This window comes from Arenibacter echinorum, from assembly GCF_003259375.1.
In the GTDB taxonomy this organism is placed as follows: Bacteria; Bacteroidota; Bacteroidia; order Flavobacteriales; family Flavobacteriaceae; genus Arenibacter; species Arenibacter echinorum.
Genome location: NZ_QLLN01000002.1, coordinates 404,873 through 426,229 on the forward strand (window position 1 = coordinate 404,873; position 21,357 = coordinate 426,229).

A 21,357-nucleotide genomic window follows, 5' to 3' on the forward strand; every position below is an offset into this window, starting at 1 on the left:
ATCTTTTTACTGCTATTTCCAATTACTTCAAAATTGTAGAAGGTAGTACTTGTTTGGGAGTGGTCGTAGTTTGATAATCCACGTTCAACCATCCACTTCCGCCGCCATTAAACCACACCACTTGTAGGGGGTAGGTCCCCGGCTTCAAGGAAATACTGCCGTTTTTTTCAATCACCCCATGGTCTCCATCATTATCCACTACCAATTCATTATTTACCCATAATTTACTTCCATCGTCAGAATTGGTATAAAAGGTAAACCTATCTTCCTTTTCAACGTGAATGCTGGTGCTGAATCTAACCACTGTATTGCTTCTGATTTCTTCCTTTACCTCATCGGAAGTAATTTCGAAACAAGTTCCCTTCGCATCCGGTCTTTTATTTTCCAGACTAGGAATGCTGGTCAAGTTTTCCAAATAAAATACCTCATAAGATATGGGCGGCGCCATAGTCTTATTTTTAATTCTAAAAAAAGCCTCCGAGACCGTGCTGGCAATTTTTCCATTTTTAAAAATAGCACTTTTAACAACAACATTTTCGGTAGTCTTTACATCCTCTGTATATAAGGTAGAATATGCATTGGGCATGGAACCATCCATGGTATACCTAATCTCACCGGTACCATTTGTATTTTTTATAACAATGGTCGCGGTGTCATCAAATAGACCCCCAGCCTTTTTATTGAGTGTCGCCACAGGTAGAATAGCAGGTTCTTCAACTCTTTCCGTTGTTGGATAATCATCTCTAAGATCATAACCTTCAAAAGCATTTTTTACCGGTCTGCCAATCCAGGCCATAGGTGTTTTTATTCCCAAAGCAAATGCAACCGTGGCGGCATTATCATATTGATAAACCGGATATTTTAGCACATGGTTCTTCTTGACCGATTTTCCCCAAAGGATAAAAGGAATTTCTATTTCCTGTAAAGATTCCCCTCCGTGCCCTTTACCCAATCCACCATGATCTGCGCTTATAATGACCAATGTTTCATCTGCCATTCCAGATGCCTTGATAGCTGCCATTACTTCTGCCAGCATGGCATCCGCCTTTTCCACGGACTTATAGTATTCAGGGCTCCCGTGACCGTATTCGTGTCCCCCGTGATCCACGTGATCAAAATGGATAAAAGTGAAGGTGGGCTTTTTGTCTTTTATATAAGCACTTGCCAAGGCTGCTGTTTCATCTTCGGAATCAGGGCTTATATTATAATCCACTGCACCCTTCTCGAACAACCGTCCAAACCCCGTCCAATGATAAATAGCTCCAATTTCCGCATTTTCCTTTTGGTCATCTATCAATTGAAAGATGCTGGGAAAAAGAAAATCCTCACTTTGGGTAATTGTGGGCAAAACAAAATTGTTTTTTTCCCAGCTATTGGAAGTAATTCCATGCTGCTCCGGACCCGCACCCATAATCATGGAAGCCCAGTTGGTACTGGAACTTGTAGGTAGAACGGCTCTGGCATGCATGGTTGAAGCTCCTTCGCGTATTATCTTATCAAAGGTCGGGGTTGTTGCATTTTTCAATCCATCGGGACTTAATCCGTCAAAACCAATGACCACCACATGTTTTACTATGGGAGAATTATCATGATCTTTTTTGGCACAGGACCAAAATGAACCGAAAATAATCATAAATGCAATTGTTTTAAGCAATAATTCTTTAGCGAAAACTTTTTGCAAGATGCCCGAAATAGCCGAAAACAAGATGTTTTTAAATAAAAAATTGGCTTTGCTCATTTTGATTGGTTTTAATTTTTGATTATTGAAGAAGTGTAAATATCATGTGACTAAGTTAAGTTAAATAGTTAATAATATTAAATTTTTGTAACTATAACTATAATTTCTATATGATATTTAAAATTACCGACACCATACAAAGCTTACTCCCTCCTATCATAATTGCCGATACTTAATTAACTAAAAAGGCAAGGCCATAGTGGAAAACCACTATGGCCTTGGACAAATTATGTTTGGTTTTGGGTTTTGTTTAGTCAATCAATATCGGCAATAGGCCCCCAAAATCCTTTTTGGTGCCGAAAATTATTCCAACCACCAGGTTATTTCACGAATTTTATCGTTCCCGGCCCCAAACTGTCTTTCAATTGCTGCAGCTACATTTGCCGAATTGTTGTTGTACTCAGTATTAGGGTAAATCCATCGGGTAGGAGGTGTTGCTCCCGGTAATTGTGCAAATGCCGGATAACCTGTCCTTAAATGATCAAAATAAGCCCTCCAGCCTGTTTGCAAAAAGGAAGTAAAATATTTCTGGGTCAAAATGAGCTCCAATTTCACTTCTGTGGCCAAGCTATTATCGAACGCCACCTCTGCCCCCAAAAGATAGGTGTCGGCATCCGTAGGCTCCACATAAATTTCAAAATCCTTGGCATAGGTATTATAAAAATCGAAAGATGATTTTATGCCATTTTCATAATGCTCCATTGCATCGGTAGCGATCCATCCACGAACGGATGCCTCGGCCAATATAAACTCCAATTCCCAATATCCCATCAAGTTATGCGGCTCGGTAGTAGGGTCTGTGGTATATCTAAGGTTTACCTTAGATACATCGCCTGCAGCGGCCTTGTCATTTACCTCTGCATAAGGTGCCAAGGGATCTCCACCTTCGTAGGCCATAAAATCATCTATGGCCAATCCTGCCTCTTTGGCATTTTTGGTCTGTCCACAATAAATGAACAACCTAGGGTCCTGTCTGTCCTGAAGCATTTCGATAAAAGTTGAGGACATATACATTCCTGATCCATAACCACTGGAGTTGAATTCCGTATACCTGCTTCCTTCCTCGTCCAAAAAGACCAACTGGCCATTGTCCTCGTTAGATTCCATTATGGGCTCATTATTATATATATTGGCAAAGGAACTTATTATGTTCAAGTCGGCATCGCCAACCTTTTTGGAGAGGGTCATAAGAACCTTTAATCTGAAGGAATTGACCAATTTTTGCCATTTGGTAGTATTCCCACCAAAAATAATATCCCCGGCAATAATGTTGGTATTCCCTTCCAAAAGATCATTGGCTTCCGACAATTCCTTTAATATCCCAACAAAAACTTCTTTTTGGGTATCATACTTGGGCAAATACTGCTCTTCTATTTCCCCTTTAAGGGCTTCGCTATAAGGAATATCGCCAAATGTAAGGGTTAGGTTATAGAAGTAAAATGCCTTAAAAAATTTGGACAGGGCAATATATTCATCACTTTCTATACGTTCTGCCTCCTGCATCATTTTGGTAACCTCCCCCAACATATTATAGTCGTCAAAACTGGCACGGTCCCAGTTGTAATATTGGCCACTGTTCTCCCCATCGGTCTGCACCAAAATACGGGATGCGTACATGGCCCCAGTGCCATCAACTTCAAAAGCATTGTTTGCAATATTGGTCAACAATAACTGTGGGTGTGTTTCACTTACATTATTTGGGTTGTCGTTCAATTCCGTCAGATCTTGACAGCCTGTAAGGGCCATCAATACTGTTAGGCTAAATAAAATTCCTATTTTTTTCATTTTGTGTCTTTTTCTAAAATTTAACATTAACGCCTATACCAATGTACCTAGTGGAAGGATCCTGTAAATTATTGTCGTTCCCAAAATCCGGATCAATGATATCAGCCTTCTTCCAAACCAATAAGTTATAGCCGCTAAGGGTTACATCAAGATTTTTTACACCGTTGATATTGGCCAGTTCGGTGAGATCATATTTAAAGGAAAGGGTTCTTAATTTAAAGAAGCTTCGATCGAAAATATTGGCAAACTTCTCGTTTTCCTTGTAGGTCACGGCAGCTCTATAGGGATATTGTTGACCCCAGGTCTGCCAGCTAACCGCCGTGGTATTCTGGGTGTAGGTCCTAGTATCGGAAATAACATCCCCTTTAACGTCCCGTACCAGTTCACCACTGGCTATCTGCACCCCATCAGGTACATATACCGGAACCCCGGCAGCATATTCCGCATCCCTATACTCCGTAGAATAAGGGTGCTTGCCGCCCCACCACATTTTCTCAACGGTCAAGGAACGGATTAGACCGCCCCAGCCACCGTCTATGCCTACGTTAACGGTCAGGTTCTTATACTTAAAACTATTCTGAAGTCCAAGGGTCCAATCCTGATCATTATGTCCCAATAGTTGTGGGTAGTTATCCCTGATCGGCAATCCATTTGTTCCTAAAATTAAATCCCCATCCGCAGACTTCTGCCACACAGTTGCATAGTAGCTGTCTGCCCTATCGTTCAGCCTTAAATTGTTATAAGTGGTATTGTCCCCATATATTTCCGTGATTTTCTGAACCTTTCTGCTCCAGTTGGCAGTTATGTTCCAACTAAAATCATCCGTAAGGACCGGTTTGGCATTAAGTACCACTTCCAGACCATTGGTAGTATATTCGTTGCCATTTACCTTTCTGTTTTCAAATCCCGATGTGTTGGAAATAGGCAAATCTATAATCTGGTTGGTGTCTACCACATTATAATAAGTAAGATCCAATGCAAGCCTATTCTTTACAAAAGCAGAACTAAGACCAAGCTCGAACGAATTGGAACTTTCGGGCTCTATATTGGAATTTACGAGGCCATTAGGATACTGCAATTTTATATTTCCTCCAAAAACCCCGCTATTGGTGTAGTAGGATTCTGTGCTATAAGGGTTAAGATCACTGGAAACCTGTGCCCATGACCCATAAAGTTTTAAATAATCCACAGCCTCGGGCATAGTTACAAAATTGGATACCACCGTACTCAAAGAAACTGATGGGTAGAAATAGGAGCGATTTTCCTTAGGCAGTGTAGAAGACCAGTCGTTTCTGGCGGCGGCTGTTAAAAACACTGCATTATAAAGATCCACTCCAAAAGTAGCATAAACACTATTGGTTGCCCTTTCTTCGACATATGTTGTTGCAGCCACATTGCCACTGGTATTGTTAAGGCTATACACAAAAGGTACCACAAGACCATCCGTGGAATTGTATTCCTGCTGGTATTTTCTATAAAAGGTAGAAGCACCGGCGTTGACGTCCAAGGAGATATCCTCGGTCAAAGATTTGGTATAGGAAGCCAAAATATCATAGTCTACGGTCAACCTTTTGGAATTCCAGGTCTTATAATCACCTTCCCTGGCATCGCCATAGTTTAAATAGGTCTTGGGGCTTTGTCTGTCCTCAAAAATATCCTGCATCACTGCCGAGCCCCTTCCTTGTAGATTTAGACCTTCGGCTATATTGTACTTAAGTACCATCTGGGCATTGATAAGATCGGCATCGTATTTCTGGTTCAATTCATTGGCCGCGAAATAAACGTTGTTGTACCAGGCGTAATTATAGTTGGCCTGTCTGTAACCTTCCTGTCCGGGAACGTACATATGCTCTTTTAAGTCCTGGCCATCGACATCGTCCCCCATCCAGATCAGAATGGTGTACATGTGGTTCTTTGGCCCGTAGCCGTGTCTCGGAAAGTTTGGGGAATACACCTTATTATACGACAATTTACTGTCCAACGTAAGTGATTTGGAAAGGTTGGTGGTAGATTTAAAAGTCAGCCCCCCTGTCTTAAGACCAGAATTGGGAACCCTATCCTTTTGGTCGGAATAATTTCCTGACAAACGGAACGACCCTTTTTCGGATTTGCTCGATATGGAGAAATCCGTACTGGAAATATATCCGGTTCCCATGAAATCCTTTAAGTTATTGTGATATTCCCAAGGTGTTGGCACTCTGGAATATCGGGATTTATCGTCATATTGGGTACCATAAACATCGCCCCACCATGGAATGGTTTCCCCGGTAACATTATCCAAAATGGGACTGTTCCATTGGGAGACCAAAACCCCAGGTTCAAACTTGGGACCCCAGATCATATCCCCATCGGAAATACCTCCGTCCTTACCGTCCCAGAATTCATACTTTCCATTGGATCCGTTACCATATTCTGTCTGGGTTTCCGGAAAAACAGTGAAGCCCGCAGATACCATTGTATTGTGGGAAACCGAAATTTCCAATCCGTCAACGTTCGCATTCTTGGTCGTGATCAATATGGCACCATTTCTACCCCTAGATCCATAAAGTGCAGAAGCCGTTGTTCCTTTTAAGACGTTTACATTGGCAATATTATTGGCAGAAACATCATAAAAATCGGTCTCCACAGGTATCCCATCTATTACGATTAAAGGCGATTTGCCCCTTAGGGAAAATGAAGGCTTTTGAAATAGTCCTGTGGGATTGCTTACGCTTAGTCCCGCTACCTGACCGGTAAATAAATTGCCCACATTGGGCGCATTTATTTCCTCTATTATCTCCACATCCATCTTTTGGGTGGCATAACCGATCTTTTTCTCCGCTCTGGTAATTCCCAAAGCCGTTACAACAACCTCATTCAATTTTTCGGAATCGGGAAGAAGTACTATTTCCGCTGATGTTTTGCCAGAAGTGGCAAGTTCGGTTGGGATATATCCTATATAGGAAACGAGTAGGATATCGTTTACCGAATTTAACTCAATTTCAAAATTTCCGTCAAAATCGGTAGCCACACCCTTGGCACTACCTTTAATGACCACTGACGCCCCTGGTAAAGGCCCATTGTTCTCATCCAAAACCTTTCCCGTAAATACTCCCTGGGAATGGCCCATGATAAATGCAAAAAAGGCAAATACCATAACAATACTTGTTTTGTTCATTCTTTTTAGTTTGTGATTTTTTAATTATTTAGTGAGCGCAAATATCCTAGGCATAGGTTAACTAAACCCTCAATTAATATTAAAAGATTGCAATGAAATGTGCTTAATTGTTAAAACAACGTTAACGGGGCAAATGAAACAAGAAAAGAACAAAATAGTACTTAAGAAGTTCTAAGAAAAGTGCATCCCTAAAAGAAATGTAAGGAGTGATAATGGGGAATATACCGTAGAAAATTTACACCTCTGCCAATTGTATTTCCGACTTTTCCACTAATAAATTCTTCTTGTATTTTCTTTTAAAGTAGAAAAGTGAAACTAGAGTAATAATAGTCCCCAAAACGGCGATTAAATAAGTGCTGGCCATAAAGAAATTGAGCCAAGAAAGGGTGCTCTGACCAAAATTCTTATAAAGCAGCACCCCCATGCTACCTAAATAACCAAAGGCATCCGCAATATATATAAGGTAACCCGCATTGCCCTTTATGCGGAAAGTGGCAATCATGCGATCGAAAAAAATACAGTTAAAAGGTACATAACATATATAGAGTCCGAAACCAACACTAATCATCCATAGTATTGGCGAAATTAAGTTGATTTGAAACAACAAGGTAGAAAGACCAATGGCAATAGTACCAAAAAGCAACAGATAGTGATAGGAAACAAAGGCCTTATAATTATTTTTAATCACTCCCAAAAAACCTATTATCACCAATACCAATATGGCGATAGGCAGTTCCGATATGGTATATATTGCAGCATCACCTTCGAAACCTAAGGCATCCCAAATCTCCCTTGAAAAATTATCCCTGAAGTCGCGCAATGCCGTTAAAAAAGTGTAGAAAAAAACTAAAATTATAATCGGGAAGAGGAAGGCAAGAAAAACTTTTTTTCTATCCTTTCCGGTCATAGGTTTCCGTACTGTTCTAAGTTCCTTATCCTCCTCGGTAGGTTGGGGCATTTTATTCAACAACCAGGCAAAAAACACAAAAGGAGCTAAAAAAAGACCTCCAGTAACGGATGGCATCCAAAATTGGGACACCTGCCAGTTTTCCATAACCAAAAGACCAACCGATTTTACCGCTCCACTGGATACAATAAAGCTGGAACATAAAGCCACACCCAAAAATTCGGTAAACTTTCTACCTTCCAAATAGGAAAACACAATTCCCCAGACCATCCCCAAGGGAAGTCCATTTAAAAACATGAATATAAAATTATAGGGGGCAGGAGTTATAGCGAACAAAAGAAGACTAACCTCAGCAGCAAAAATAAGGCCCAAGAGATAATATATTCTCTTATTGGGCTGAAGCTCGGAAATTACTTTGATCCCAATAAATTTGGAAAGCATATAGCCGAGTACCTGCGCAATGATCAAAATTATCTTGTAATCTACTCCGGCGAAGGACAGATCTTCAAATGTGGCCACGGTAAAGGGCTTGCGAAAAGCATACATGCAGAAATAAGTGCCAAAGGAGGCAAATGCCCCATATAGCAAAAACGAAATATCTTTTTTTACTAGCTTCAAAAAGGTTGGTAATTTGGTGTAAATTTTCTCAAAAGATAAATATTAAAAGACAATATTCCCCCCTTTTTAAGTTTAAATGAATTTTTTAAAGTTATTAGATCGTTATGTAAAGATTAAAATAATAAACCAAGGCATATTTTGTCGATTTTCATGAAAGGACCGGATCAAGAAATATCGGCATTTCTCAGTCTAAGTGCATTCGCAATTACGGAAACCGAACTAAAACTCATAGCCAAAGCGGCTATCATGGGTGATAATAGAAGCCCAAAAAATGGATATAGAACACCAGCCGCAATGGGGACACCAAGCGTATTATATACAAGTGCAAAAAACAGGTTTTGTTTAATATTTCCCATCACTTTTACACTTAAGTTCCTAGCTTTTACTATTCCTTGTAAATCTCCTTTTACCAAAGTGATGGAAGCACTTTCAATAGCCACATCGGTACCTGTTCCCATGGCAATCCCAACCTCGCTCTTCGCCAAGGCAGGTGCGTCGTTTATACCATCGCCTGCCACGGCAACTTTTTTGCCCTGTTTTTGTAAGCCTTCCACTTCATTAAGCTTGTCCTGAGGAAGCATCCCAGCTTTAAAATCGGTAAGATCAAGTTCCTCCGCCACAGCCTTTGCCGTATCATAGTTATCGCCTGTCAACATGATTACCGATATTCCCAAGGATTGCAATTCTGCAATGGCCTTTTTGCTGGTTTCTTTTATTTTATCTGTAATCACAACAAATCCCACCGCAATACTGTCCACTGAAATCATGGAAACCGTTTTTCCGAGCTGCTGCTGTGATTTAACCTTATTGGTAAGCTCCTCCGACATTGTGGCCTTGACTTCCTCCATCATTCTTTCATTCCCCAAGGCCAGCTTTTTCCCATTAACAATTCCTGTTACGCCTTTTCCTGTGACCGAATTGAATTCCGACACCTTCAATATTTCCGCTCCTTGTTCCTTCCCGTATGCAACCGTTGCTTCAGCCAAGGGATGTTTGCTCATTTGATTGAGTGATATAATGTATTGCAACACTTTTTCCTCTGGGTAGTCGTCCGAGCTAACCACTACCTTTTCCACAGATGGCTTGCCTGCTGTAATTGTTCCAGTCTTATCGATTATTAATGTATCAATTTTGTTCATTTTCTCCAAAGCCTCAGCGTTTTTCACCAGCACCCCGGATTGTGCCCCTTTACCTATTCCTACCATAACAGACATTGGTGTGGCCAAGCCCAAGGCACAGGGACAGGCTATGATCAATACGGCAATAGCATTTACCAGGGCATAGACATATTTGGGTTCGGGACCAAAAACAACCCAAACAATAAAAGTAATTACAGAAACCAATACCACCACGGGAACAAAATATCCTGAAATTTTATCCGCCAATTTCTGAATGGGGGCCTGACTACGACTTGCTTTATTGACCATTTCTATAATTTGTGCCAACAAAGTGTCCGAGCCCACTTTTTCCGCCGTCATCACAAAGGATTGGTTTCCGTTTATAGTTCCGGAACTTACCTGGTCGCCTTCCTTTTTATCTACCGGTATAGGTTCTCCTGTAATCATGGATTCGTCCACCGAGCTCAATCCCTCATGAATGACCCCATCTACAGGAATTTTATCCCCCGGCTTAACCCTGAGCAAATCCCCTATTTTAATTTTATCGATGGCAATGACTTCTTCTTTCCCATCCACCATTTTAATGGCCTTATTGGGTGCAAGTTTTAACAGCTCTTTCACTGCATTATTCGTCTTACTATGGGCCCGGGCCTCCAAAAGCTGTCCCAATAAAACTAGTGTCAATATTACCGTAGCGGCCTCAAAATAAACATGTACCGTGCCGTGATGGGTTTTAAATTGGGAAGGGAAAATATCTGGAAAAAGCATTCCGAATACACTAAATAACCAAGCAACCCCAGACCCGATCCCAATAAGCGTAAACATATTTAAATTCCATGTCTTTATTGAGCGATATGCCCTTTCAAAAAACATCCAAGTAGCATAAAATACTACAGGAATGGACATTCCAAATTGGATCCAATTCCAATATTTCATATCCAAAATTGTATACAAAGGGTTATTGGGTACCATCTCGGACATGGCAATAATAAAAATGGGCAACGTAAAGGCAAGGGCTAGCCAAAATTTCTTCAATAATTTTTTATAGTTTTTCTCCTCTGCCGAAACATCTGCCTTTAGTGGCACCAAGTCCATTCCACAGATAGGACAGGATCCTGGTTCATCCTCGACAATCTCAGGGTGCATGGGACAGGTGTATTGAGTCCCGCTGTTGGCATTCATTTTTACCTCTTCCACCAGAACCATTCCACAAACCGGACAATCCCCCGGCTGATCATAGGTCTTATCTCCCTCACAATGCATGGGGCAATAGAAGGTCCCTGTTCCCTTACCCTTGGCCTTTTGTTTTTTAGGGGAATGAAGTTCGTTTTCCTCACCGGGTATAGAAATGCCATAAGCACCGCCATCATCTTCCAAGGCCTTCTTAAAAGCAGATAGGGGTAAATGCCCTTCCATTTCAATGACAGCTTCGGCTTTTTCCAGATCTACAGTTGCCTGGGTAACGCCTTCCACTGAATTTAAGGTAGTCTCTACATGCGCTCTACAACCGTTGCAGGTCATCCCGTGTATTTTATATGTGTGTCTCATCTCCAAGCATTTTTAATTCGTAAGTAAAATTAAACATATTGATACGGAACACTTTTTACAATTATGGAGATTCTTTACATAATTTTGTCCAGCGGTTTTCTATCCCATTGTTGTAATTTTTTATACTCACCCATAGACATGCCGGTGACCGACTTGAACTGCGAGGCCAAATGGCTACTATTCCTATAATTTAGGGCATAACCAATTTCGGAAAAATTGAGTTCGTTCATTTGGATAAGTTCCTTGGCCCTTTCGATTTTTAGATCGATGTAGTATTTTTCAATGGTTACACCTTTCCTTTTACTGAACATTTTACTTAGAATAGAGTAGTCTTTATTCAATTTTTCGGACAAGAAGGTAGACATGTTCCCTGCTATATCATTTTCCCCATTTTTGATCGTATTAATTAATTCGATTCTAATGTTTTCAATGATCATATCCGATGTATCCTTAACCAATTCGAAGCCGTTATTTTTCAATATGCCTTCTATTATTTCATCATCGTTGTCAACGTTTTCCTCATAAACGATCTCTCCTAATTTTATAGATACAATGGCAATCCCAGCTTTGGAAAACTCCTGTGCCAAAATGGTTTTACATCTATCGCAAACCATATTTTTGATCAGAAGTTTTTTCATCTGTTAAAGATTTGAAATTAGGGTATAGCCCAACCTTTAGTTGCGGACTTTACTACAAAACTATCATAAATAAATATAACAATATTCCCCTTCCAAAGGTGCGAAGAGGAATTCATTGGCATCAATAGAGCGTTTGTTACAAAAGGAAATCACCTCCGGCTCCTACATGGAAATCCAGCAGCTGTTAACACGAGTCCAAGGCAGGTAACATTATGATAATTAAAAAGAAGAAATACACAATTTTGACATCACGGTCAGTCTGGCATTACCTCAACTATCATTTCGATCTCTACGGCAATATTCCCGGGAAGGGACCCCATACCTACGGCAGCGCGGGCATGTTTTCCCCTTTCTCCAAATACGGCCACCATTAAATCTGAATATCCGTTGATCACCTTGGGATGATCGGGAAAATCTGGCCCGGCATTTACCATACCTAAGACCTTGACCACTCTTACTACCTTATTTAAATTTCCCAATTCCGATTTTAAGACGGATAATTGATTAATCCCCGTAATTCGGGCAGCCTCATAACCCTCCTCTATGGTTAAATCTGTCCCGACCTTGCCCTCAATATTTTCCCCATTACTCTGGAGTGGCCCTTTTCCCGATAGAAAAATTAAATTTCCGGAGCGAACGGCATTTACATAATTGGCTACGGGAGCACTGGCTTCCATTAAGGTTATGCCCAGTTCTTTTAGTTTTTCCTCTGGATTGTAATCGGCCGGAATCGTTGGGGTTTCTATCTTTACCGGCGTCCCTACATCTTCCTTTTTTGTGTTACAGGAAATGGTAATTATAGCCATTAATGGGACTAAAAAATACTTGAAATTCATACGCTTGCTTTAAAAACTAATTTCTATTTATTATACATTCTCCAATACTTCCTTAAGGCGTTTGGCTACTATTCTTTCTTGTCCAGGATCCATCATCCATGTAGTTATGCCTATAGTTTCCTTGTCGCCCACAGTTGCTATAGCAGGGTGACCTTCCATTAACTTTTTCCTGGCTTCCTCTGGACTAATCTTAACCAAATTGCTATCCCATTTAATACGCAGGGAAGGGACATGATTGGCATAAGGTGGCACGTGTATTTCTGTCTGCACTCCTTTTACGGATAAGGCACTGTCGCTAATTAATTTTATTTGATTTTCCCATAACTCCCATTCCTTTTCATGATCTTTTGCCAAATACAATTCCAAGGCCACCAACATACCCAGAACTTCTTCCTTGTTTACTTTCATCCCCCTGCCAATAGTAGATCCACGTGGCGGACAATGAATTCGCGCAGCTTTTATAAGGTCTTTTTTTCCAAGTAATAATCCCGCACTTTGTGGCCCTCTAATTCCTTTTCCGCCTGAAAATGCTACTAAATCGAATCCCATCTTGGTAAACTTAAATAAGTTTTCCACTGGGGGTACGTCTGCGGCACAGTCAATAAAAGTTGGAATATTGTGTTTTTTTCCAATGGCTAAGAACTCATCATACTTAATTTCTCCGTTATCCGTATTGGCATTCAAAAACCAGAGCATTGCCGTATTTTTGTTAATGGCCTTCTCCATTTCCTTGGCTGTTTTTACCACCACTAATTTGGCGCCAACGTTTAAAAGGGCATGTGTGTAACCAATATTATGGCCCTCCTGAATTATTACCTCATGCTTTAGCCCTGTGGTATCCGGAAGTTGAGCAGCTATTTCGGAATCCATTCCAGAAATGACCCCTGCAAGACCAATAGACATGGCACCGAACGCTCCTGATGATACCGTGGCATATTCACACTGTAACAATTCTGCTATTCTTTCACCAACCTTGTCCTGAAGATCATCCAAATCTACATATTCCGTTGCGCCGAATACGATTGCCGAAGTAACCTCTTCAGACATTAAAGAACCAGTCATAGAAGTATAAGTTCCTGCTGCATTGATAAATGTGCGTAGACCCAGCTCCTTGAAAAAATTCCGTTTTGCCGGTTGGCTCACTGCAGCACCAAGCAATTGTGGCGTTAATAGTCCAGTACCTACCAATCCGCCCACCACTGGAACACTGGATAAGGTCTTTAATAATTTTCTCCTACTAAGCATAATTCATATTTTTTAGATTAACCAATTCATTTCCCGTAGACTATTTCCTTTAAACGGGTTTACTTCGCATTCCACATAGGTCTGGAAATGCCATTAAGGTCCCAAACCACATCTCCCTCCCTTAAGGTTAGCTCACATTCCAATTTTTGGTCGCCCATCATTCTTTTCCCCTGAGTATCAATAAACCCAAAGTTCCCTTTTCTTAGGTTTAGAATAGTTAGGTCTGCCACAGCCCCCACAGTCAGGTGTCCCAAATCCGTCCGTTTAATATATTGGGCCGGATTCCAAGTTGAATATTCAATTACCTGCTTTACTGTCAACCCCATATTGATGAATTTAGACATAATATTGAGCATATCCTTCATTCCCCCATTCATACTTCCGGTGTGTAGATCAGTACTTATAGAATTAGGTAAAAAACCTTGTTCTATGGCCGGAATGGCTTGCGCAAACACAAAGCTGCCACCGCCGTGGCCAACATCAAAAATGATTCCTCGTTTCTGAGCTTCAAGGACATATTTGCTTACCTTGCCATTTTCATCCACCACAGGAGTTCTCCCTTTTACATGGGCATACGCATGGGTAAATATATCACCAGGACGAAGCTTTTCCATAAGCAATGTTTCTAGGGACAACTCGGGTTCACTGCCTCCAAAATCGATCATAACTGGGATATCGGCCATGTTACCCGCTTCAACCACCCTGTTTACTGGCTCCCAATCAAAACCGCTGTAATGGGCCAATTTCACCCCTACTATGGTTCCCTTGTGCTGCGAGGCAACATAAGCTGTCATTTTAGGGTTCATATCCTCTATATTTTGCTCAATGGCACCTCCCTTCATGCCCGATCCAATAATATTTAAGAAAGACAATACCCTTGTTTTTGAATGATCGATTGTCTGCTCCTTAAACTGCCTAAAATTCTTCCAACCGGCTCCACCTACATCAACAATAGTGGTGACCCCACTTCTAAAGGTAAATCCATCAGGGGGCAAGGCACTAAAACTATTACTTAAATACGCATCCTCCTCGGTCCCAAAAAAATTGTGCCCATGAATATCAAGGAGTCCGGGAGCCACTATTAACCCCTTAGCATCAATCACCTTTTTTGCTTGGTTTTCCGGAATTTTAGAATCTACTTTTGCGATTTTGCCATCTTTTATGGCTACATCCATTACTTGGTCCAAACTATTTTTTGTGTCTACCACATGCCCCCCCTTAATCAAGATATCGTATTCCTGCGCGGTCAAGGAAGTAGTTGCCACAAGCAATAAAATAATAACCCAAATCCGATTTTTTAGTATATTTTTCATTTTTTAAAAATATTAGTTGATCTAAACACCTAGCACATAAATTCTATAAACTGTTTCTTAGCTTCTTTACTTCTTCTGTTTTTATCTCCCCGGCATCATTCCCAAAATTGGTCCTGATATAGGTCAGTACATCGGCCACTTCTTCATCACTCAAAAAACTATGTTGTGGCATTACCCCATTGTAGACCTCCCCGTTCACCTCCATAGAACCGTCCATTCCATTTAAAATAACATTGATTAACCTCTCCTTGTCACCAATTACCCATTCCGTTCCGTTCAAAGGTGGAAATCTACCTGTTGCACCTCTACCATCCTGTTGATGACAGGTACTGCAATAGGTAAAATAAACCTTTTCACCTCCAGTAAATTTTCCCGCCATAAGGTTATCCTTGGTTTCATCGGGTGTTCTAATGTGGGCCAATAGCTTTCTTTTATCCATTTTCGCCAATTGATCCCGCCCAAAATTATTTTTGTCGCCCTCAAAAACTATCTTCCATATCCTTCCCTTTACTGAATCGGAAATGTACATACTATCGTCCGGACCAAATGCAATACCCATAGGCCTATATTCGGCATCTTTAACACTTACGATGGGATCTACCCCTGCAAAACCATCAGCAAAAACCTCCCAATCCCCGGAAGGCTTTCCGTCCTTAAAGGGAACAAATCCAACAAAATACCCGGATTGCGGATAAGGTGCTCTGTTAGTTGATCCATGAAAAGCTATAAAAGCCCCATTTTTATATCGCTTTGGCAACTTATCCCCATCATAAAATACCAAATCGTTTGGTGCCCAGTGCCCGGGAAAACCCATGATAGGATCATCAAAATCCTGACATCTCCCGATAATGTTTCCGTCACCCCCGTATTCAGGGGCGAGCACCTTTTTTCCCAACATTTGGTCGTAATAACAATAGGGCCACCCAAAATTTGAACCTTCCGTAACCCTTATAAATTCTTCGGAAGGGAGCAAGGCACTGTCCCAACCGGAATAGATATTGGGAAACAGTCTAAGCAAATCATCCCGTCCGTGCATTACAATATACAGATTTTCATCCTGAGAATTCCAATCCATTGCTACAACACTTCGTATACCTGAAGCATATTTATAACCGTCCTTTTGCGTCTGACCCAGTTTATTGGCGTCAAAGCGCCAGACACCGCCATGGTCCTCCAATTGTGGACATGGATCCATGCCAGGAGCTCCCGGTGTTCTTTTAGGGTTTTGGCAAGCATTGGAAGGGGCTCCAAAAGGAACATACATATGACCCTTGTTATCAAAAGCAATGGGTTTCCCTATATGTTCGTGCTTACCATGCTCATGGTCATCGGTCATGACTATTTCCATTTCCCCTTCAGGAATCAAAGTTCCAGGTTTTAATTTATATCGATAAATAACCAGTTCAGAACTAAAATATAGATAGCCATTATAGATTCTCATGGCCGTTGAATAACTCCATTTTTGAAGCGTGCGGTACGCCCCAAATTTTTCAATTACCTCGGCCCTGCCATCATTATTTTTGTCTTGAAGTGCAACTATGCCTCCTTTTTCACTGGAATTTCTAAGTTTACCGTACAATATACCATCGTTGGTAACAGCCATATGCCGAACCCTTTCCTCTATGCTATCCACGACCACTACCGCCTTGAAACCATCAGGTAAAAAAAGACCTCCGTTAGGTGGTTTTTGCTCACATTGGACCAAAAACAATACCGGGGCAATACAAAAAATTAGTTTTTTGAAATGCGGGGAAACTAGCATTGTATTTACATTTAGAAAAAATATTTGAATCGATCCCTGAAGACAGGAAACTTATCAGCCCCTTCATAAATCCTATTCCTATTCTAGCACGAAATTTTAATTGTCCGGAATTATAATAGTATTATTGATACCCCATTTGAACTAAGCCGTAAATCTTCAGGATGTGTTCGAACACATCTTAAATTTAACAATACTTTAGAATAATCAGAGTATTTTTTAGCAATATTTAACAATTATTTTACTCAATTCGAAGAAAATCACTCCTTAGAGTAGTAGATTAACAAAAATTACCCTTTAAAAATATCCTATTTCAAAATCAAATAATTGTTTCATTCCTAATGTCTACTGAAATATCAGTTTGCCAAAAAATTCGGGTCTGTGGTAATCTGGCTTTTCGGTTCCAACCGGATTCCAGGTTAAATAATGGCGTTGGGAAGTAGCATCGCCACATTTATAAAAATTTGCAGTGCTCTTTAAGCCCTTTAATTTAATTTCAGGATTATGGGTCAGGATCTCAGCAGGTATTATTATGGTCATTTCCCAAGAAAAATCCCCTGTTCTTTCCGTGAAAGTTTGTGATCCCAAAGAGCTTTCTACATCAATCAAATTCCTTATGGTATTTGGGTCAACAAATTGACGCTGACCTCTTCCTGGTCCATAAGCCAAATGGACGGTGCCGATACAATTGAATTCAAAATTATAATAATCCCCGTTCCCTAGGGGGTCAAAAAAAAATTCTACACAACTATCGCGGGCCACTGGTCCATTGGTATCCCCAACACTGGCTAGAAGGTTTTTTTCCTTGACGTAATATTTTATCCAAATAGCATTATTGCTATGTGCTATCCTAAACGCTACACTTGGCCGATAAGAAAATTGATCCCAATTTACTAAGTCAATCGCCTGTAGTTCGGTATGCTCTTCCAAAAGTCGGGATACCTGTTCCAAATCAACTTGTCCGTTAAATTCTATTTCTTTGACACTTAGCATTTTCTCCTGACTATGTATTTCAGATTTGCAAGACATCATTATCCCGCATAGGCACAAAATAAATAATTTCCTTTTACACATATACGTCAAATCTTATAATAGTACAAATTAGCTAAAATTTGTCATCCAGACTTGAAGTTACCAAAATTATAACCATAATAATAAACAAGAATTTATACAGGAATATTACTCCTCTCTCAGAAGGCTACTCAAAATTTCATAAGATTTTAGGCGGTCCTTATGATCAAAGATATGGGATACAGCCATTATTTCATTGACCCGGGTTGCTTCAATAAAATCGGCAAGTTGTGCTTTTATAGTTTCTCTTGATCCTACAAAACTATAGTGCATCATTTGTTGTATTTGGGCTTTTTCCATCCCCAGCCATAAACCATCCATACTCTCTACTGGTGGTGGCAAGGGCCTTCTTGTATTTCTTATAATTCCTAGGGCCAATTGTTGAAGGCTGGTCTCCAAATATCTGGCCTTTTCGTCTGTTTCAGCAGCAATTACATTTACACAGGCAATAGTATAGGGAGCTTTACATTGTTGTGAAGCTTCAAAGTTTTGATGGTAAAGCCTAAGAGCCTCGTGCAAATGGGTTGGTGCAAAATGACTCGCAAAAGCATATGGCAATCCCTTTGCCCCCGCCAATTGTGCACTAAATGTACTTGAACCCAGTAAATACAACGGAATCTCCAAGCCTTCTCCAGGAATGGCCCGTACTGCTGCTTGACTGTTTTCTTTAGAAAAATAAGTCTGTAATGCTACTATATCCCTTGGGAAATCGTGCACAGTTTCCGTACGATCCCTTCTTAAGGCCTTGGCCGTTAGTTGATCGGTTCCAGGAGCTCTTCCCAAACCTAAGTCCACTCTCCCCGGATAAAGTGTCTCTAAGGTGCCAAATTGTTCCGCCACAATTAAAGGGGCGTGATTGGGCAACATAATTCCTCCAGAGCCTACCCTAATCGTCTTGGTGCCTTGAGCAATATATCCTATTAAAATTGGCGTGGCCGAACTCACCAAGCTTTCCATATTATGATGCTCGGATATCCAAAACCGCTCAAAACCCAAACTTTCCACATGTTGAGCCAATTCCAAGCTCTTCCGTATGGATTGCAGTGCTGTTGATCCCTCTGCCACAGGCACCAAATCCAAAACAGAGAGTTTAATGTCCCCTATGTTTTCGCCGTTATTATGCGCCATCTTCCTGATATTTTTGAGTGTATTTCAAAACCTTAGTCGAAAATGGTTATCAATACTTAAAACGAAACAAATTTATGAAGTCTACAATCGATAAAAGGAAAAAACTAGGATTGAAAATCTAAAATTATTCCCGCTCATATATAACGGTAAGACCTGGATTTTCTTTTTTTAATTCGGCTATGTTTTCACTTGTTACTTGGGTTTGCCAGAGATAGATTTTCTTTAACCTAGTTAGTTGAGGCACGAGTTCCAAAACTCCTTTTGAAATTTTTGTTCCGTATAGATTAAGGGATTCCAAATTCTCCAGTTTCGACAAGTGTTTTATGCCAGCATCTGAAATTTCATTTCCCTTAAGGTCCAACTTTACCAAATTTTGCAGTAACCCAATTTTTTCGAGATATGCGTCCTTGACCTTGGAATTGCCCAAGTTTAGCCAAACCAATTGCTCTTTTAGTTTTAAAAGGATGTCCATATCGGATGCTTCAAGAGTGTATTCGCTTAAACTATAATTAGCGTCTATAAAATAATTATCCTTCATCAAAGGATTGATGACAAACCCGCGATTTATCAAGGAATCGACCACAGCCTGATCGGGAGGAGGAACTTTCTTATTAAAAAGATTGTTCTTATCCAATCCAAGATAATTGCTCACCAAAGAGGTTAGTGCTTTTTCTGTATCCAGTTGGGTAACAAAACCATTGGATGGGGCGCCAATTTTAATCCACCATTTAATCAGCACTACTTCTTGATCTGTCAACGGCAACTTGCCTTCTGAAGGCATAAAATCGTCATGCTCCATAGGTAGGGTAATCCTTCGTACCAATTCGCTCTTCAGAGCATCGCCCGGCACGATGGTATTTTCACTTTCACCTCCGCGCATCATCATCGCATAGGAAGTGAGTAAAAGGCCTCCTTTCTTTTTGCCTTCGTTATGACAACCAACACATTTGGATTGCATCATAGGTAATACTAAATCCAGAAACACATCAGCAGAATCCAATACCGCAACCTTTTTACGGGGCTCTACCTTGGATGGTAATCCAGCCATATACCTAACGGGATTTGGCGCATATTGCAATAAATAGGTAGAGCCATGGGTTAGGTTACCTCCCAAATGCCCTGTAAACATCAGCAAAAAACCGACTAAAAAAACTAAGGCCCATTTGGGAACGGATAGAGAATTATTCCATTTTTTATTAATGAAGTAACAACCAAAGGACATTAGCATTAGTACAATACCGGCCCATTGATGCCAGAATAGGATATCCTCATCATAATCGCCACTAAGGGAAAGGAAATAACCAAAAATTACAGCTATGAGTGCACTTACAGCTCCCATAAGCCATGCTAGTGGGATATAGATCGTCAAGGGCTTGTATTTGGGCCACCGGGCAGCCACTTGTAACAAAATGGCCATAATTAGGAATCCAATGGGAAGATGAACTACTACGGGGTGAAACCTGCCAAGAAAAAGAACAATATCTGGAGGATTATCTAAAATACCCCCGTTCAATAATAAAATAAGACCCATTTATACTATTTAAGTGGAGTGCCTTTCAAGGGTTTTCCATTGGTGGTCAAAATCTGAAAGTGATGTGCCCTATGCCCCTCGTAGCTCCAGACCATAGATTTGTCGGGAGACACTTCAAATAGTTTTATTCCCTTTTGTGCCCCGTAACTGGCAATTACAGTATTTCCGTTGGGTAATCTTTGAGCCCCACAGGGATCAACAAAAGGAGTCCCTTCCAAATCGGAATTGGATACTTTCCATACCACCTTTCCATTAGAATCAAATTCTACCACCTTATTTCCATGGGTCAAGGTAACCATGGTATTGCCATTCTCAAGACGAATCGCTGTAAAAGGCCAATTTTCTGCTTCCCTTCCTCCCAATTCTGCCAAATCTGTTTTAAAAACATTTACCACATTACCGTCCGGTTGGTATTCCTTAACGGCAAAGGCCAATAAATGGGGTACCAAGTAATTTCCATTGGGCAATTTTCTGGCCATTCTTGTCTGCATATGAATGTTATCGGTATCTGGTTTTAGTGGTACACTCTTTACTACCACTCCTTTTTTATTAACCTCAACTATTCTTGGATTTGATCCAGATTCGGTAATCATGGTATTACCATTGGATAAGCGCACCGCTGTTCCCAATTCCATGGATTCTTCCGCTCTGGAGTAGGTAAAAACTACCTTTTTTTGCTTGTTGTATTCCCGCACTTCATCTGCCCAACAAATAAGAATATTGCCATTTTTCAAGACATAGCCATCCCTGGCACTTTTTTTTCCGGAATCCCAGATTTCCTCTCCGTCCTCTCCAATAATACCTGTAAAATTGGGTCCGGCTAAAAAAAACGAATGCTTAATTTCATTTTTAATTATTTCGTGATTTTCGGATGTTAGGCTAGCAGCTTGACCCACTAAAAACAGGGGGGACATCATTAAAAGGAGCAGTCCTTTACTAAAAATAGTCATATGCGTTTATTATAA

The 21,357-nt window shown here is 40.6% G+C and carries 14 protein-coding genes; all 14 read right to left on the reverse strand.

What is annotated here, in order from left to right:
- Positions 1-22 precede the first annotated feature (22 nt).
- Positions 23-1,738 (reverse strand): alkaline phosphatase family protein, encoded by a 1,716-nt coding sequence (locus LV92_RS05625; protein WP_111622670.1) that lies wholly within the window; start codon positions 1,736-1,738, stop codon positions 23-25.
- 303 nt (positions 1,739-2,041) lie between these two features.
- The gene (locus LV92_RS05630) at positions 2,042-3,523 is read right to left on the reverse strand and encodes a SusD/RagB family nutrient-binding outer membrane lipoprotein (protein ID WP_111622970.1); all 1,482 of its coding nucleotides are present in this window, start codon (positions 3,521-3,523) and stop codon (positions 2,042-2,044) included.
- 13 nt (positions 3,524-3,536) lie between these two features.
- The gene (locus LV92_RS05635) at positions 3,537-6,680 is read right to left on the reverse strand and encodes a SusC/RagA family TonB-linked outer membrane protein (RefSeq protein ID WP_111622671.1); all 3,144 of its coding nucleotides are present in this window, start codon (positions 6,678-6,680) and stop codon (positions 3,537-3,539) included.
- A 235-nt stretch (positions 6,681-6,915) separates the two neighbouring features.
- Complete coding sequence (locus tag LV92_RS05640) at positions 6,916-8,205, reverse strand: DUF5690 family protein (protein ID WP_111622672.1); 1,290 nt, start codon at positions 8,203-8,205, stop codon at positions 6,916-6,918.
- Positions 8,206-8,369: 164 nt separating this feature from the next.
- Positions 8,370-10,871: a heavy metal translocating P-type ATPase gene (locus LV92_RS05645; RefSeq protein ID WP_111622673.1), complete on the reverse strand. Its 2,502-nt coding sequence runs from the start codon at positions 10,869-10,871 to the stop codon at positions 8,370-8,372.
- A gap of 74 nt (positions 10,872-10,945) precedes the next feature.
- Entirely contained in the window at positions 10,946-11,509 is a 564-nt protein-coding gene (locus LV92_RS05650) for a helix-turn-helix domain-containing protein (protein ID WP_111622674.1), read from the reverse strand.
- 254 nt (positions 11,510-11,763) lie between these two features.
- A complete protein-coding gene (locus tag LV92_RS05655) occupies positions 11,764-12,345 on the reverse strand; it encodes a RidA family protein (protein WP_211322935.1) in 582 nt (193 codons plus the stop codon).
- Positions 12,346-12,375: 30 nt separating this feature from the next.
- On the reverse strand, positions 12,376-13,590 hold the full coding sequence (locus LV92_RS05660) for an aminotransferase class V-fold PLP-dependent enzyme (RefSeq protein WP_111622675.1): 1,215 nt from the start codon (positions 13,588-13,590) through the stop codon (positions 12,376-12,378).
- Between the two features lie 59 nt (positions 13,591-13,649).
- Positions 13,650-14,903 (reverse strand): amidohydrolase/deacetylase family metallohydrolase, encoded by a 1,254-nt coding sequence (locus tag LV92_RS05665; RefSeq protein ID WP_111622676.1) that lies wholly within the window; start codon positions 14,901-14,903, stop codon positions 13,650-13,652.
- Positions 14,904-14,946: 43 nt separating this feature from the next.
- Positions 14,947-16,665, reverse strand: a complete 1,719-nt coding sequence (locus LV92_RS05670) for a PQQ-dependent sugar dehydrogenase (RefSeq protein ID WP_111622677.1) — start codon at positions 16,663-16,665, stop codon at positions 14,947-14,949.
- Positions 16,666-17,007: 342 nt separating this feature from the next.
- Positions 17,008-17,694: a carbohydrate-binding family 9-like protein gene (locus LV92_RS05675; RefSeq protein WP_170126286.1), complete on the reverse strand. Its 687-nt coding sequence runs from the start codon at positions 17,692-17,694 to the stop codon at positions 17,008-17,010.
- A gap of 147 nt (positions 17,695-17,841) precedes the next feature.
- Positions 17,842-18,861 carry an LLM class flavin-dependent oxidoreductase gene (locus tag LV92_RS05680; protein ID WP_111622679.1) on the reverse strand — a complete coding sequence of 340 codons (1,020 nt, stop codon included), beginning with the start codon at positions 18,859-18,861 and terminating at the stop codon, positions 17,842-17,844.
- Positions 18,862-18,985: 124 nt separating this feature from the next.
- Positions 18,986-20,392 (reverse strand): c-type cytochrome domain-containing protein, encoded by a 1,407-nt coding sequence (locus LV92_RS05685; RefSeq protein WP_111622680.1) that lies wholly within the window; start codon positions 20,390-20,392, stop codon positions 18,986-18,988.
- Positions 20,393-20,397: 5 nt separating this feature from the next.
- Positions 20,398-21,342 carry a beta-propeller domain-containing protein gene (locus LV92_RS05690; RefSeq protein ID WP_111622681.1) on the reverse strand — a complete coding sequence of 315 codons (945 nt, stop codon included), beginning with the start codon at positions 21,340-21,342 and terminating at the stop codon, positions 20,398-20,400.
- Positions 21,343-21,357 lie beyond the last annotated feature (15 nt).

Bases quoted from the DNA above. Each gene is read 5' to 3' on its own strand.
- LV92_RS05625 (WP_111622670.1), bottom strand. From the start codon at position 1,738: ATGAGCAAAGCCAATTTTTTATTTAAAAACATCTTGTTTTCGGCTATT.
- LV92_RS05630 (WP_111622970.1), bottom strand. From the start codon at position 3,523: ATGAAAAAAATAGGAATTTTATTTAGCCTAACAGTATTGATGGCCCTT.
- LV92_RS05635 (WP_111622671.1), bottom strand. From the start codon at position 6,680: ATGAACAAAACAAGTATTGTTATGGTATTTGCCTTTTTTGCATTTATC.
- LV92_RS05645 (WP_111622673.1), bottom strand. From the start codon at position 10,871: ATGAGACACACATATAAAATACACGGGATGACCTGCAACGGTTGTAGA.
- LV92_RS05650 (WP_111622674.1), bottom strand. From the start codon at position 11,509: ATGAAAAAACTTCTGATCAAAAATATGGTTTGCGATAGATGTAAAACC.
- LV92_RS05655 (WP_211322935.1), bottom strand. From the start codon at position 12,345: ATGAATTTCAAGTATTTTTTAGTCCCATTAATGGCTATAATTACCATT.
- LV92_RS05660 (WP_111622675.1), bottom strand. From the start codon at position 13,590: ATGCTTAGTAGGAGAAAATTATTAAAGACCTTATCCAGTGTTCCAGTG.
- LV92_RS05665 (WP_111622676.1), bottom strand. From the start codon at position 14,903: ATGAAAAATATACTAAAAAATCGGATTTGGGTTATTATTTTATTGCTT.
- LV92_RS05670 (WP_111622677.1), bottom strand. From the start codon at position 16,665: ATGCTAGTTTCCCCGCATTTCAAAAAACTAATTTTTTGTATTGCCCCG.
- LV92_RS05675 (WP_170126286.1), bottom strand. From the start codon at position 17,694: ATGATGTCTTGCAAATCTGAAATACATAGTCAGGAGAAAATGCTAAGT.
- LV92_RS05680 (WP_111622679.1), bottom strand. From the start codon at position 18,861: ATGGCGCATAATAACGGCGAAAACATAGGGGACATTAAACTCTCTGTT.
- LV92_RS05685 (WP_111622680.1), bottom strand. From the start codon at position 20,392: ATGGGTCTTATTTTATTATTGAACGGGGGTATTTTAGATAATCCTCCA.
- LV92_RS05690 (WP_111622681.1), bottom strand. From the start codon at position 21,342: ATGACTATTTTTAGTAAAGGACTGCTCCTTTTAATGATGTCCCCCCTG.